Source organism: Pedobacter suwonensis (assembly GCF_007833675.1).
Lineage (GTDB): Bacteria > Bacteroidota > Bacteroidia > Sphingobacteriales > Sphingobacteriaceae > Pedobacter > Pedobacter suwonensis.
Genome location: NZ_CP031708.1, coordinates 3,573,909 through 3,587,676, shown reverse-complemented (window position 1 = coordinate 3,587,676; position 13,768 = coordinate 3,573,909). Strand labels below are relative to the sequence as shown.

At 40.2% G+C, this 13,768-nt stretch carries 10 protein-coding genes; 3 read left to right on the top strand and 7 right to left on the bottom strand.

Annotated elements, in window-relative coordinates:
* Positions 1-29 precede the first annotated feature (29 nt).
* The 3 genes from DV942_RS14810 to DV942_RS14800 are packed head-to-tail and all read left to right on the top strand — an operon-like array spanning position 30 to position 6,705.
* Entirely contained in the window at positions 30-3,641 is a 3,612-nt protein-coding gene (locus DV942_RS14810; RefSeq protein ID WP_145858691.1) for an Ig-like domain-containing protein, read from the top strand.
* Between the two features lies 1 nt (position 3,642).
* Positions 3,643-4,563: a PorP/SprF family type IX secretion system membrane protein gene (locus tag DV942_RS14805; protein WP_090980825.1), complete on the top strand. Its 921-nt coding sequence runs from the start codon at positions 3,643-3,645 to the stop codon at positions 4,561-4,563.
* A 3-nt stretch (positions 4,564-4,566) separates the two neighbouring features.
* Positions 4,567-6,705, top strand: coding sequence for an OmpA family protein (locus DV942_RS14800; protein ID WP_134204572.1), 2,139 nt, complete (start codon positions 4,567-4,569; stop codon positions 6,703-6,705).
* Between the two features lie 105 nt (positions 6,706-6,810).
* On the opposite strand, the gene DV942_RS14795 is transcribed toward DV942_RS14800, so the two are convergent.
* The 7 genes from DV942_RS14795 to rfbB all read right to left on the bottom strand — a co-directional run bounded on the left by DV942_RS14795 (position 6,811) and on the right by rfbB (position 13,436).
* On the bottom strand, positions 6,811-7,893 hold the full coding sequence (locus tag DV942_RS14795; RefSeq protein WP_145858689.1) for a sugar transferase: 1,083 nt from the start codon (positions 7,891-7,893) through the stop codon (positions 6,811-6,813).
* Positions 7,880-8,263 carry a response regulator gene (locus DV942_RS14790; protein WP_090980831.1) on the bottom strand — a complete coding sequence of 128 codons (384 nt, stop codon included), beginning with the start codon at positions 8,261-8,263 and terminating at the stop codon, positions 7,880-7,882. The genes DV942_RS14795 and DV942_RS14790 overlap by 14 nt, the downstream gene beginning before the upstream one ends.
* Positions 8,264-8,536: 273 nt before the next feature.
* Positions 8,537-9,814, bottom strand: a complete 1,278-nt coding sequence (locus DV942_RS14785) for a nucleotide sugar dehydrogenase (RefSeq protein ID WP_090980832.1) — start codon at positions 9,812-9,814, stop codon at positions 8,537-8,539.
* A gap of 238 nt (positions 9,815-10,052) precedes the next feature.
* Positions 10,053-10,913 carry a glucose-1-phosphate thymidylyltransferase RfbA gene (gene rfbA / locus DV942_RS14780; protein ID WP_145858687.1) on the bottom strand — a complete coding sequence of 287 codons (861 nt, stop codon included), beginning with the start codon at positions 10,911-10,913 and terminating at the stop codon, positions 10,053-10,055.
* A gap of 68 nt (positions 10,914-10,981) precedes the next feature.
* Positions 10,982-11,839: a dTDP-4-dehydrorhamnose reductase gene (gene rfbD, locus DV942_RS14775; protein ID WP_145858684.1), complete on the bottom strand. Its 858-nt coding sequence runs from the start codon at positions 11,837-11,839 to the stop codon at positions 10,982-10,984.
* Positions 11,836-12,384 carry a dTDP-4-dehydrorhamnose 3,5-epimerase gene (gene rfbC / locus DV942_RS14770; RefSeq protein WP_090980838.1) on the bottom strand — a complete coding sequence of 183 codons (549 nt, stop codon included), beginning with the start codon at positions 12,382-12,384 and terminating at the stop codon, positions 11,836-11,838. The genes rfbD and rfbC overlap by 4 nt, the downstream gene beginning before the upstream one ends.
* The gene (gene rfbB, locus DV942_RS14765) at positions 12,384-13,436 is read right to left on the bottom strand and encodes a dTDP-glucose 4,6-dehydratase (RefSeq protein WP_090980840.1); all 1,053 of its coding nucleotides are present in this window, start codon (positions 13,434-13,436) and stop codon (positions 12,384-12,386) included. Before rfbB ends, rfbC begins: the two co-directional genes overlap by 1 nt.
* Positions 13,437-13,768 lie beyond the last annotated feature (332 nt).

Sequence of the window (13,768 nt, the reverse complement as noted above, 5' to 3'; positions counted from 1 at the left end):
AAAAATCAACAAACTATTAATCCAAGTTTATGATAAAAATGTTACGTTTTCAGATAATCGTCGTGTTATCTCTATGTATCTTTAAAAATGCCTTTGCCCAGTTCCCCTATGTCGAAAGTTTCCGTAACTCCACCTCAAAAGGAATAATTTTTGGCGGTGCCCCATCTGCTTTTTTAACGGCTGCCGGTAGTGCATACAATACGGCTACCTCAAGCCATACAGGTACCCCCCTGGATGCAAATGGAGATGGATACCTGAGGCTGACGAACAATGTTCAGAACCAGAAAGGCTACGTCATCAATACCACCAATTTCCCTTCAGCCAACGGCCTGACGGTTACCTTTGAATATTATATTTATGGTGGGACAGGTGCCGATGGAATCAGTTTCTTTCTTTTTGATGCAAATGCAAATCCCTTTGTTATCGGTGGATTCGGCGGTTCTCTTGGATATGCACAGATTACGACAACTACCCCGATCTCTCCCGGAGTGAGTAATGGCTACCTGGCCATCGGACTTGATGAATACGGAAATTTTTCCAATCCAACTGAAGGCAGACAGGGAGGCATAGGATTTGAGCCCGGCTCAATAACCCTTAGGGGCCGTGGAAATGGTGCTGCATTGACCTCAGGTAATTACAGCTATCTGACCAGTGCCCAAATGAAACAATTCAATTTCCCGCTTGTAGGAGACGGCGGACAACGCCAGCCTGATTCAACCAATATGGGTTATAGGAGGGTTTCTATGGATCTGGCACCGCAACCTGCCGGAGGCTTTAATGTTACAGTAAAAATTACCCGTGGAGGGGCTAAGCCGATTACGACAACGGTGATTGATAACTTTTATTACGCTGAAGCTGCTCCGGATAATCTCCGTTATGGATTCGCATCATCTACAGGCGACCTGACTAATTTTCACGAGATCAGACAGGTAAGTATCGATGTGCATAATCAGGTTGGCTTGACAAATCCCCTGGCTAAAAATGATGCCTTAACGCTATGTCAGGGTAATCAGGCCGTGATAGACGTAACCGCTAACGACACCACAACGAACAATGGTGCTGTATTAAATAAATCATCAATAGACCTTGATCCTAACCAGAATGGGATACAAAACAGCTATACCGTTTCCGGAAAAGGAACTTTTTCGGTAAATTCTCAGGGTAGTATCCAGTTCATACCTGAACCAAATCTTTTTGGTACGGTATCCGGCTCTTATACGGTGCAGGATTCGTACGGAAAAACATCTAATCCGGCCACCATTTCATTAACCTATGTTGCTGCACCAAGTCAGCCAGATGCCGGAGTTGACCAGCTGCTTAATATTTCTACTCCTACCACAACATATGTACTGCAGGGTAATAGTAGCGGTATCAACAGTGGGTTATGGACGCAGTCTTCAGGACCAGCAGGGGCATCGCTGGTAAATGCACAACAGCCAAATGCAATTATCAACAACTTAACCGGTGGCATTTACACATTCAAATGGACCTTTACTTCACCCGGAGGATGTCAACGTTCAGATGAAGTTCAGCTGATTGTTAACCGTATACCTGTAGCCGTTAATGATACGGTAACCACAAGTAAAGATACGAATATACCGATAAGCATACTTAGCAATGACACTGATGCCGATGGCAATTACACGATCAATGCCTCATCCATCAGCATTAAAAGCCAGCCTTTACATGGAACACTTGTTGTTGATCCGGTGAGTGGCATTGTGAACTACAGGCCAGCGGCAAATTATAGCGGCTATGATTCATTTGTATATACCGTAAAAGATAATTATGGTGCCGAATCCAATACCGCAATCGTAACTATAGCAGTAAATATCAAACCCGTTGGTACGGCAGATATTGCTAATACCGCAACTGATTTGCCTGTAGTTATACATGTGATGGATAATGACCCTGGTAAAGCAGGATCAATTGTCATCAAAAAAACTGATCCCCTGAAAGGTACTGTGGTACTCAATACTGATGGAACTTTCACTTATTCACCTAATGTCGGCTTTAGTGGAAAAGACAGCTTTACTTACATCTTACAGAACAAAGACGGGTTACAGTCTGATCCGATCACGGTAACGGTAAATGTGAAACCCTTGGGTAATCCTGATGCGGCCTCTACTGTTACGGGAACTCCCATCACTATAGCGGTAAAGGAAAATGACCCCTCTAAAACGGGTACCACAACGCCTATACAGACTCCGCCAACAAATGGCAGTATCAGTTTTGATGCCTCAGGGAACCCGATTTACACCCCAAATCCGGGCTTTTCGGGAAAAGATAATTTTACCTATACGCTTAAAACTGTTGACGGACTCTCGTCAGATCCCATCAGTGTAACGGTTTCTGTAAAACCTTTAGGTTCCGCAGATGCCTATACCACTCCTTTTAACCGCTCAGTTGAAATGCCGGTAAAGGATAATGATCCCAGCAAAAGTGGCACCAGCGTGGTATGGGTAACAACCCCTAAAAATGGCAATGTAAGCGTAAGCACAACCACCGGACTACCTATTTACACGCCTAATGCAGGCTTTAGCGGCCAGGATGTTTTTACTTACATCTTAAGAACTGTTGACGGCATTGATTCAGACCCAATTGCTGTAACTGTAACCGTGAACCCGCCGATTGTGATCAATGCGCCAAATATCAGCGTAGAAACCCCGGTAAATGGACCGAAATTAATCAATGTTCCAATTGCTTCCGGAGGAAAGGTTACGATAACTGATCCGCCTAAACATGGTACAATAACTTTTGATCCCACTACTGGTCAGCCGATTTACACACCCAACCCGGGTTATTCAGGCCCTGATGAGTTTACCTATATCATTGTAGATAAAGATGGTACCCCTTCTACTCCGGGTAAGGTTACGATTACGGTACTTATTCCTGGCAAAATCGGATTGGCAAAACGATTAAAATCAACACCGGTTCGAAATCAGGACGGAAGCTATACGGTTAGCTATTCATTCGTACTCACCAACTTTGGCCAAATAGCGATAAGAGATATTACTGTAACTGACGATCTGTTTGCAACTTTTAGAGGAAACACTTTTGAAGTATTAAAAATCAGCGCAACAGGTGGTCTTTCTGCAAATAACGGTTTCAATGGTTTAGCTGACAAAAACATGCTTACAGGGAGCAATACATTAGCTAAATCTGCTTCCGGCACGATTGATATCGAAGTTAAGGTATCTTTAGATAAGTATGACGGTAGTTTTAGCAACTCGGCTACTGCTGAAGGCTTTTCGGTAAGTGACAACAGCAAAACTACAGACGTTTCTACGGATGGAACTAAACCAGACCCGATCACCCCAGGAGACGTCAGTCCATCGCAACCAACCGTAGTTAACCTGATCAAGGAAGATCTTTTCATCCCGGGAGGTTTTTCTCCAAACAATGATGGCATTAACGATTATTTTGTAGTTGGCAATACCAACGGAAAAAAGATCAACTTAAGCATTTTTAACCGCTGGGGAAATCTGATTTACCAATCGAAAAGTTATCAGAACGACTGGAATGGAAAAACGACTGAAGGTGTCCATGTGGGAGAAGAAGTTCCGGCAGGAACCTATTATTATATTTTGACCATTGATGGAACGGACAGACGTGTGGGCTATATTACAATTAACAGATAAGATGAAAAGATATATTATAATTTTAACCATGTGCCTGCTTTTTACTAAAAGCTGGGGCCAGCAGGACGCTATGTATACGCAATACATGTTCAATACGCTTGCCATAAATCCTGCGTATGCCGGGAGCAGGAACCTGGTATCGGCAACTGCACTTTACCGTAACCAGTGGACAGGAATAGAAGGAGCACCCAGAACAGGAACATTCACTATCGATGCTCCTGTCTTAAATAAGAGATTTGGTGTAGGCCTGCAGGTTTTTAGTGATAAACTAGGTGTTACCCAAACCACAGGTGGTTCTGCAAGCGCAGCCTATCGGATAAGAATGGAAAAAGGAAGCCTGAGTTTTGGTCTGCAAGGTTCCATTAGCCATTACACTGCACGACTTAGCAGTGTTTCATTAAGTTCAAATCCTGGCTACGATCCTGCATTTATGAATGATGCGAGTAAAACGCTGTTTAACTTCGGAACAGGAGTATATTACAATTCGGATAAATTCTATCTTGGCCTGGCTGTGCAGGATTTACTGGGCAATAGCCTTAACAGCAACGCTAACGGGAACAACTTACAAGCCAGGCAGGTGCCGCATCTTTTCGTTACCGCAGGTTATGTCTTTCCTCTCGCTGAAGACTTCAAGCTGAAACCCTCATTTTTGGTTAAAGGCGTAAAAGGTGCCCCTGTGGAAGCTGATTTTAATGCGTCACTATGGATTAAAAATACACTGGCTATCGGAGCCGGTTACCGGACAAATGCAGACATCAGTGCGCTGCTCGAAGTGCAGGTTAGTCCTCAGATACGTATTGGTTATAGTTATGACAGAAGCACCACTGAACTGCAAAACTTTAATTCAGGCAGTCATGAGATTATGTTGAGGTACGAATTTGGGTTTGAAAAAAACAAAATATTATCACCAAGATTTTTCTAAGTTATGAAATTTGATTTTAAAGTAACGTTGTTAATATACCTAGGCCTTACTCTCGCCCTCTGTACCTCCACATATGCGCAAAACAATCCAAACATCCAGAATGATTTAAATGCGGCACGCAAGAGTTTTAATGGGCTTGAATATGTATCTACAATCAATAAGGTTAAAAGGGTACTGGCAAAAGACTCAACCAATTTAGAGGCGCTGGACATGCTGGCCTATAGCTACAAAATGATTAAAAATTACCCCGGAGCGTTGAAAGCATACCGGAAGTTGACCTCACAACCGGCTATGAAGAATGAGTGGGCGTTATATTATGCCGAAAGCCTAGCCAACAACCAACAGTATGAAGAATCAGAACGGTGGTATAGAAAATACCTCTCATTAGTACCGGCAGATAAAAGAGCAGCGGCTTTTGCATCTACAAACCTGGCCAAGATCAATAAAAATTCAAATCACTGGAAGATAGGTTTTTTAAATATTAATACGCAGGCTTCCGAATATGCTCCGACTTTCTACAAAGAAGGACTTATGTTTACCAGTAACAGGCAATCGGAAAATTTTTCAAAACATATCTTTAAATGGGACAATACGCCTTTTAGCAAGCTCTATTATGTTAATAAACTTTCAGATTTAAAGGTAATTAACCAGGACAGTTTAATTAATTCGCAAAGTTCTGCAGATAAACAGAAAATCAGGTATAATGATGATGACACGCCAGAAACCAGTAATGATAACAACGTTTTGTCTGCCTATACCAGTGCGATAGAAAGAGATACCTTAAACCTGATTTATGGTCAGCATAAAATGGTCAAAAAACTAGGTGGAGTATTTAATAACAAATATCACACTGCGGCAGCAGCTGTGTTTCCTGACGGTTCCATCATTTTTACCGGTAATAACTATTTAAACGGAAAAACCTCCAAGAGCAGTGATGGAACCATCAAACTGAAGCTTTACACAGCTTATGGACCTAATCTTAGTGCAACCAAAGAATTTCCTTATAATAGCAATGAGTATTCTACCGGCCACCCGGCATTAACTCCTGACGGGAATATTCTTGTTTTTGCTTCTGACCGTCCAGGCGGCTTTGGGGGTACAGATTTATATTACTGTGTAAAATCTGGCCGTGGCGAATGGACCAGCCCCATTAACATGGGTAAGCTGATCAATACGGAAGGGAATGAAATGTTCCCGAGTTTTGATCATGACGGGAATTTGATTTTCTCATCAACCGGACTTGCCGGTTTTGGAGGACTGGACCTATTCCAGGTACCGCTTAAAGAAATGAAACCGACAACCGCACCGGTTAACATGGGTGCTCCTATAAACTCATCTAAAGATGACTTCGCACTTATTTTAACTCCAGACGGCAAGAAAGGCTATTTCAGCTCTAACCGGGAAGGAAACGACAATATTTACGAGTTTAGAAGATCTACTTACAAAATTATTTTGCAAGGAACCCTTACAGATGCAAGAACCCGGATTCCCCTGGCCGGAGGCCGGATCCTTATGCACCACCTTGATGGCACTGATACCATCAAAACAGATAACCAGGGACGGTTTAAAAGAGAGTTACCTGCAGAGACAGACTATGAGGTTACAGCTCAAAAACTTGGCTATATCAACAATATCCAGTTTACCACGTCAGTAGGGATACAAAAGGATTCTGTAATCAATCTCGACATCAGATTGAACAGAGCAGAAAGCGCTCAACAGTATGTGCTAAACCATTGCGATTCATTGAAAAAAGTTTTCTCCGTAAAAAATATATATTATGATTTAGATAGATCAGAAATAAGGCCTGATGCTAAGGGCGCGTTGAACGAACTGGTAGAACTGATGAGAAAATACCCTGAAATTACGATCATAACTTCCAGCCATTGCGATAGCAGGGCATCAGAAGAATACAACAGAAACCTGTCATTGAGACGTGGTGAAGCGGCCAAACAATACCTGGTTGCGCGTGGTATCCAATCGGATCGGATCAAGGTGGAATACTATGGAAAAACCCGGTTAGTTAATCGCTGTTACGATGGCGTTAACTGTTCAGAGGAAGACCAGCAACTTAACAGACGGACAGAATTTGACGTGATTCTAAATGGCGTTAATATCACCAGGGAGAACTGTTCGGACAGATAGAAATGAGGCAGGTTGCTTACCTGTAAATATTAAATTAGTTAAAAAAGTATATCAGAAATGATATGCTTTTTTAGTTTAACAACAATTGTGACCGGTTTGGAGGGCTTATACATTTTCCTTTTGCTTCATCGCAGCGAATGTTGCAATAAGGATAGCCAGATCTAGTCTTAAAGAATATTTTCTGGCATAAAAATTATCGAGTTTTTTACGCTCCCGTTCAGACATTTCTCCTTTCCCCCTTCTGCTCACCTGCCATAGCCCCGTAAGCCCTGCCGGCGCCAGGAAACGTAAAGCCCATTCATCAGATGTCAGCGACTTTGCTTCGTAAAGCGGCAAAGGCCTGTTTCCTACAAGAGACATATCTCCTTTGATTACATTGAAAAGCTGGGGTAACTCATCTAAACTGTATCTGCGTAAAAAGGCCCCAACCTTTGTAACCCTCGGATCGTTCTTTATCTTAATAAAAGTAGGCGAAGTACCCTCAGTAGGTACGTACTGGTTAAGTGCTGAAAGGTTGGCCAAATCGTTACTACTTTCGTGACGCATAGAGCGGAATTTAAAAAAATCGAATATTTTATAACCCGCCCCCACGCGTTTACTCCTGTATATGATCGGTCCTTTGGATTCTATGCGGATTAGAAGCGCGATTAAGCTAAATACAGGAATCAGCAATAGAAAAACAAAGCATGATATACACAGGTCGAAAATCCGTTTTTTTACTGGGAATTGCGCTGTTACTCTGATTGCAGCTGAATCGCTTACCCGGGGCTGAAAAGCACGCAACCTGATCAGGAATTTAATCCTGTTGCAAAGATCATTAACCGGAATTGGCGCAATATAGAGATCACCAACATTGAGCCTCAAAGCAATCTGGGATAACTTTGGACTGGCTGAGGCCGATAAAAATATAATCACGATCTCCCTAAGCAAGGTATTTAGCTTTAGTTTCTCTACAAACCTAAAACATTCACCGTCCTCATCCACTTCTATCAATATCGCATCCGGAAGACTCAGCAGGGTCTGCTTTGAAATATACTCTCCAAGAGTCGCAATATCTTTATGCGTTTCCACTTTAAAATGGCGTTGCAATTCTGGAAGGAGTTTGGTGAGAAATTCCTTCCCAGCATAAATAATGCGCGTGTAATCATTAACAACTATCCCATTTCCTTTATCATCAGTTGACTGCATGGCTTGCTAGTATATTACTCATAGCCATTTCCAGATCGAGCGGATTGAAGGGCTTGGAAAAGTATGCATCAACTTTAAAAGGTATGGCGCTTATTTGCGTCGAGAGATCTTTGATTCCGGAAAGAACGATAATCGGTATATGCCTGTAGAGCCCACTGATCTTAAGATTACTGATGAGTTCGGACCCGCTCATATACGGCATATTGATTTCTGAGATAATGATATCTGGCATGTTTCCCTTATGCAACCATTGCATGGCTTCAACAGGTCCCGACTGCATCGAAAGATCATAACGACCTTTTAAAATCACCCCTAAAAGGTTTAGCATGTGAATTTCTGTATCAATCACCAAAATTTTCTTTAGTTCCATGTTGTTAGTCTAGATTAAAACAAATCTAACCAGAACCTGTAGAAGAAAAAATACATTTTTCGTGATTTTTCACATTTTTTGACATAGATCAAAAAGAATATCCGATTCCTGAATGAAAATTTGAAAAGGACGTTAATTTATTAATTCGTTAACATATTCAGTCATCAAATTAATCGGAAAATATGGAAGTAATTCTGCTTTGAGAAGTAAATTTGATTACCTTTTGACGAGAATATTGCTATTTTATACGGCAATAATCCAATCAAATACAAATTATAATCTGCCATCAACCAAATCGCGACTGATAAACGATTTGGTATCGAAAATAATTGATCCTTTTGCCTTTAAAGCAGCATAATCAATCTGCAGGAATTGTTGGTGCGCCACAGCTAAAATAATTGCATCATAGTGACTGAAATCATCAGATTGAATCAGCTGGATATTATACTCAGTCTTCACTTCAGCTACATTGGCCCATGGATCATATACATCTACCTCCATACTAAAAGATCTGAGTTCTTTATAAATGTCAATTACCCTTGTATTTCTGGTATCCGGGCAATTCTCTTTAAAAGCGAAACCTAATATGAGGGCTTTGGCTGCGTTAATTACTTTATTTCTTGCCACTAACATTTTAATCACTTTGTTGGCAACAAACATGCCCATATTGTCGTTTACTCTGCGCCCGGACAGAATTACTTCTGGCTTATACCCCAACGCTTCTGACTTATGCACCAAATAATAGGGATCAACACCAATACAATGACCGCCCACTAAACCTGGTTTATAGTTAAGAAAATTCCATTTGGTAGCAGCAGCAGCCAATACATCAGCCGTATCAATCTCCATGCGGTCGAAAATCAAGGCCAGTTCATTGACAAATGAAATATTGACATCACGTTGTGCATTTTCTATGGCTTTTGAAGCTTCTGCAACCTTAATGCTAGGCGCAAGATGCGTACCGGCAGTAATGATAGAAGTGTAAAGCTGATCAATTTCAGCAGCAATTGCCGGGGTAGAACCTGAGGTAACTTTTTTTATCTTCGTAAGGGTATTGACTTTATCACCGGGATTTATCCGCTCTGGCGAATAACCACAGAAAAAATTAATATTAAATTTTAATCCTGATTGCTCTTCTAAAACCGGTACGCAGTCTTCTTCGGTGCAGCCTGGGTAAACGGTAGACTCATAAATGACAATATCACCTTCTTTGAGAATTTTACCCAACATTTTACTGGCCCCAAGTAATGGCTGTAGATCCGGCCGTTTGAGGTGATCTATAGGTGTTGGTACAGTGACGATAAAAACAGTACAAGCTGTCAAATCTTCCAGGCATGCACTTAATGTTAAGCCAAATTCTGATGAGGAAAGTACAGCTTTCAGATCATCTAAATTTGCTTCGTGAGTGTGGTCTTTCAGTTGCTTTAGATCTTCAACACGACTTTCGTTAATATCAAAACCAACTACTTTATATTTCTTTGCAAATTCGATAGCCAGCGGGAGCCCAACATAACCTAAACCTATAATCGCAATTCGCTTTTTTATATTCATTTTTTCTTTGGTGACCGGGACAAAGATAAGATAAATCGCGAAAGCTTTAATTGCGGCTTAATTAATGCTGAAAATCGGGAACCAACAAAAACATCAGGAAGAAAGCGCCATTTATAGTAGCTCGGGATACATTATTTCTGATCTGATAAAAATTCAGGATAATATGGGAGTAAAAATAAAATCGCTGATGAATGCTTTCCAATTCATCAGCGATCAATTATAATAATAAGATAATAAACTACTTAATCTGTTTAAGCAAATAGCTTCCGTAACCGCTTTTTACCAGTGGGGTAGCAATGGTTCTAAGCTGTTCTGCATCGATGAAACCCATACGATAAGCAATTTCTTCGATACACCCGATTTTTAAGCCCTGGCGTTCTTCGATAATTTGTACAAATTGCCCTGCCTGCATTAATGAAGTAAAGGTTCCGGTATCTAACCAGGCCGTTCCACGGCTCAATACGCCAACTTTTAATTTGCCTCGCTCCAGGTAAACTTTGTTCACATCGGTAATTTCATATTCACCACGCGGAGAAGGCTTAACATTCTTTGCAATTTGGACTACCTCATTATCATAAAAATACAAGCCAGGTACGGCATAATCAGATTTAGGTTGAACAGGTTTTTCTTCGATAGATATGGCCTTTTTATTTGCATCAAACTCTACTACGCCATAGCGTTCAGGGTCTGATACCTGATAAGCAAACACCACTCCTCCATCCGGATCAGAACTGGCCTGTAATAATTTGGCCATCCCATCACCATGAAAAATATTGTCACCTAAAACCAAAGCCACTTTATCTGTACCAATAAATTCTTCACCAATAACAAAAGCCTGAGCTAAACCATTTGGTTCTGCCTGCACAGCATAACTAAATTTACAGCCTAAATTTGCACCATCACCTAATAATTTCTCAAAATTTGGGAGATCATGGGGTGTAGAAATGATTAAGATTTCTTTTATCCCTGCTAACATCAGTGTAGATAGAGGATAATAAATCATCGGTTTATCATAAACCGGCATCATTTGTTTACTACAAGCCAAAGTTAAGGGATGCAAACGCGTTCCGCTACCACCAGCTAAGATTATACCTTTCATTAGTATTCGATTTGAGATTTAAGAATTTAGATTGAGATGAAAGCACTGATCTCAATATCCGTATTACTTTATTTATTAATTTGTTTTATACACGCTACCAAACTATCTCTCCAATAAGGAATCTCTATATTAAAAGTTTCTTTAATTTTAGTTTTATCCATAACTGAAAATGCCGGTCGCAAAGCTTTGGTCGGATAAGCAGAACCAGGAATAGGATTTACTTTGACCTGGGTTTGGCTAACATCAAAAATAGCCTTTGCAAAGTCGAACCATGATGTTACACCTTCATTACTGTAATGGTAAATGCCATAGCTGGTTTCTCCGGATTCGATGATATCATATATTGCATTGGCCAGATCGATAGCATAGGTCGGCGTACCCACCTGATCGGCAATGATATTCAGTTCATCACGTTCTGCACCAAGTTTAAGCATGGTTTTCACAAAGTTATTTGCATATTCAGAATATAACCAGCTGGTACGAATGATGAAATGGGCCGGTAATATTGAGGCCACCGCTTTTTCACCATCTAATTTAGTTACACCATAAACATTGATCGGTTTTGCCTCATCGTCTTCCTTTAGCAACTTAACATCATTACCTTCAAAAACAAAATCTGTAGAAACATGGATTAATGTGGCACCATTTGCTAAGCAGCCTGAAGCTAAATAAGCAGCACCCATTTCATTGATTGATTTGGAAAGATCAGCTTCATCTTCTGCTTTATCAACAGCAGTATAGGCTGCACAATTAATTACAAAGCCCGGTTGTTCTTTAGCTAAAAGGTCATTTAAACCACTTTCATTTAAGATATTTGCATCTTGCTCTGCCGGAAAAACAATTTCTGTAATCCCTCTGCGCTCTGCAACTACCTTTAAACACTGGCCCAACTGTCCACCCGCGCCAATTACTAATATCTTGCTCATATATGTTGAAGTTCAGCAAATGGTTTTAAAAGTAAGTCTTTATCAGAAACAGCCTGATGTTCCTCAGGAATTAACCAATCGATATTCAGGACAGAATCGTTATAAATAACGCCGGTTTCTGAAGCCTTATTGAAAAAGTTATCGCATTTATATAAAAATTCGGCGGTTTCGCTCAACACTGAAAAACCATGTACAAATCCTCTCGGAATGTACAACTGTAATTTGTTTTCTGCGCTTAAACGCACAGCAACGTGCTTACCGTAGGTTGGCGAACCTGGACGCACATCTACAGCAACATCCAATACTTCACCCTTGGTTACACGCACCAATTTAGCTTGCGCGAATTCACCGGTTTGTGCATGTAAGCCCCGTATAACGCCATAAGAAGAATAGGATTGATTATCCTGAACAAATCTTCCTGACAAACCAGTTTTTTCTTCAAAGGTATTTTGATTAAAGCTTTCAAAGAAATAACCTCTGGCATCTTCAAATACCCTTGGTTTTATTATCAGACAGTCTTTTAAGCCTGTTTGTTCAATTTCCATTATTTACCGCTGTACTGTTGTTCGTAATAAGATTGATAGTTACCAGAAGTAACATTGTTTAACCACTCTTCATTTTGAAGATACCAGTCTACTGTCTTTGCCAAGCCTTCTTCAAATTGTAAGCTCGGCACCCAATCTAATTCCTTTTGCAGTTTGGTAGAATCAATAGCATAACGTAAATCGTGGCCAGCGCGATCAGTTACATAAGTAATCAATTTAGCTGATTCACCTGCTTCGCGACCTAATTTTTGATCCATAATTGTACAAAGCAAGTTGATCAGATCAATATTTTTCCACTCGTTATGTCCACCAATATTATACGTATCGCCAGTTTTAGCGTTGTGGAAAATTACATCGATTGCCCGTGCATGATCTTCTACCCATAACCAATCGCGCACATTTTCACCCTTACCATAAACCGGCACAGGTTTGTTATTTTTAATATTATTAATGGCTAATGGAATCAGCTTTTCAGGAAAATGATGAGATCCGTAGTTGTTTGAGCAGTTAGAAATTACACAATCGATGCCATAAGTATCGTGATAAGCCCTTACAAAATGATCAGAGCTAGCCTTTGATGCCGAATATGGACTATGCGGATCGTAAGCTGTAGTTTCAGTAAACATGCCTTCTTCGCCTAAAGCACCATAAACCTCATCCGTACTTACATGGTAAAAACGTTTTTTATCGTAATCACCTTTCCAGTACTCGCGGGCAGCATTTAATAAATTTACTGTACCGATTACATTGGTAATTACAAAGGCCGTTGGATCTGAAATAGAACGGTCTACGTGACTTTCAGCTGCAAGATGAATTACTGCATCAAAGTTTTCCGCTTTAAATAGATCGAACATTGCATTGGCATCAGCAATATCTTCCTTTACAAATCTATAATTCGGTTTATTTTCAATATCAGTTAAATTAGCCAGATTACCTGCGTAAGTAAGCTTATCTAAATTGACAATTTCGTATTGAGGATAGTTATTAACAAAACGACGAACTACATGGGAACCAATGAAGCCCGCACCACCAGTAATTAAGATTTTCTTCACGTTATAAATTGATTTTCGGTCGTGCTAAATTAAATGTTTTTTAAACAACAAACAACTTAATTTGACATTATTAGCACCTGAATTGCTAAAAATCAACTTCTATTTTACGAATTGCCAAAGAAACCGCTAATTAGCTCACTTAAAACACAATTCGAAGCTAATTTTATTAAATATTTACTATATTAGCACTTTTTCACCACTTCATTCCGCGCCAATTATTGATAAAATTAATTTTCAGCTCATAAGAATGTTAATTTTTTAACAATTAGTTAATACCATAAGGCGAAATCTCAGCTGAATGCTCAACTTACTGGTTAGAAAAAGGTTTCAAA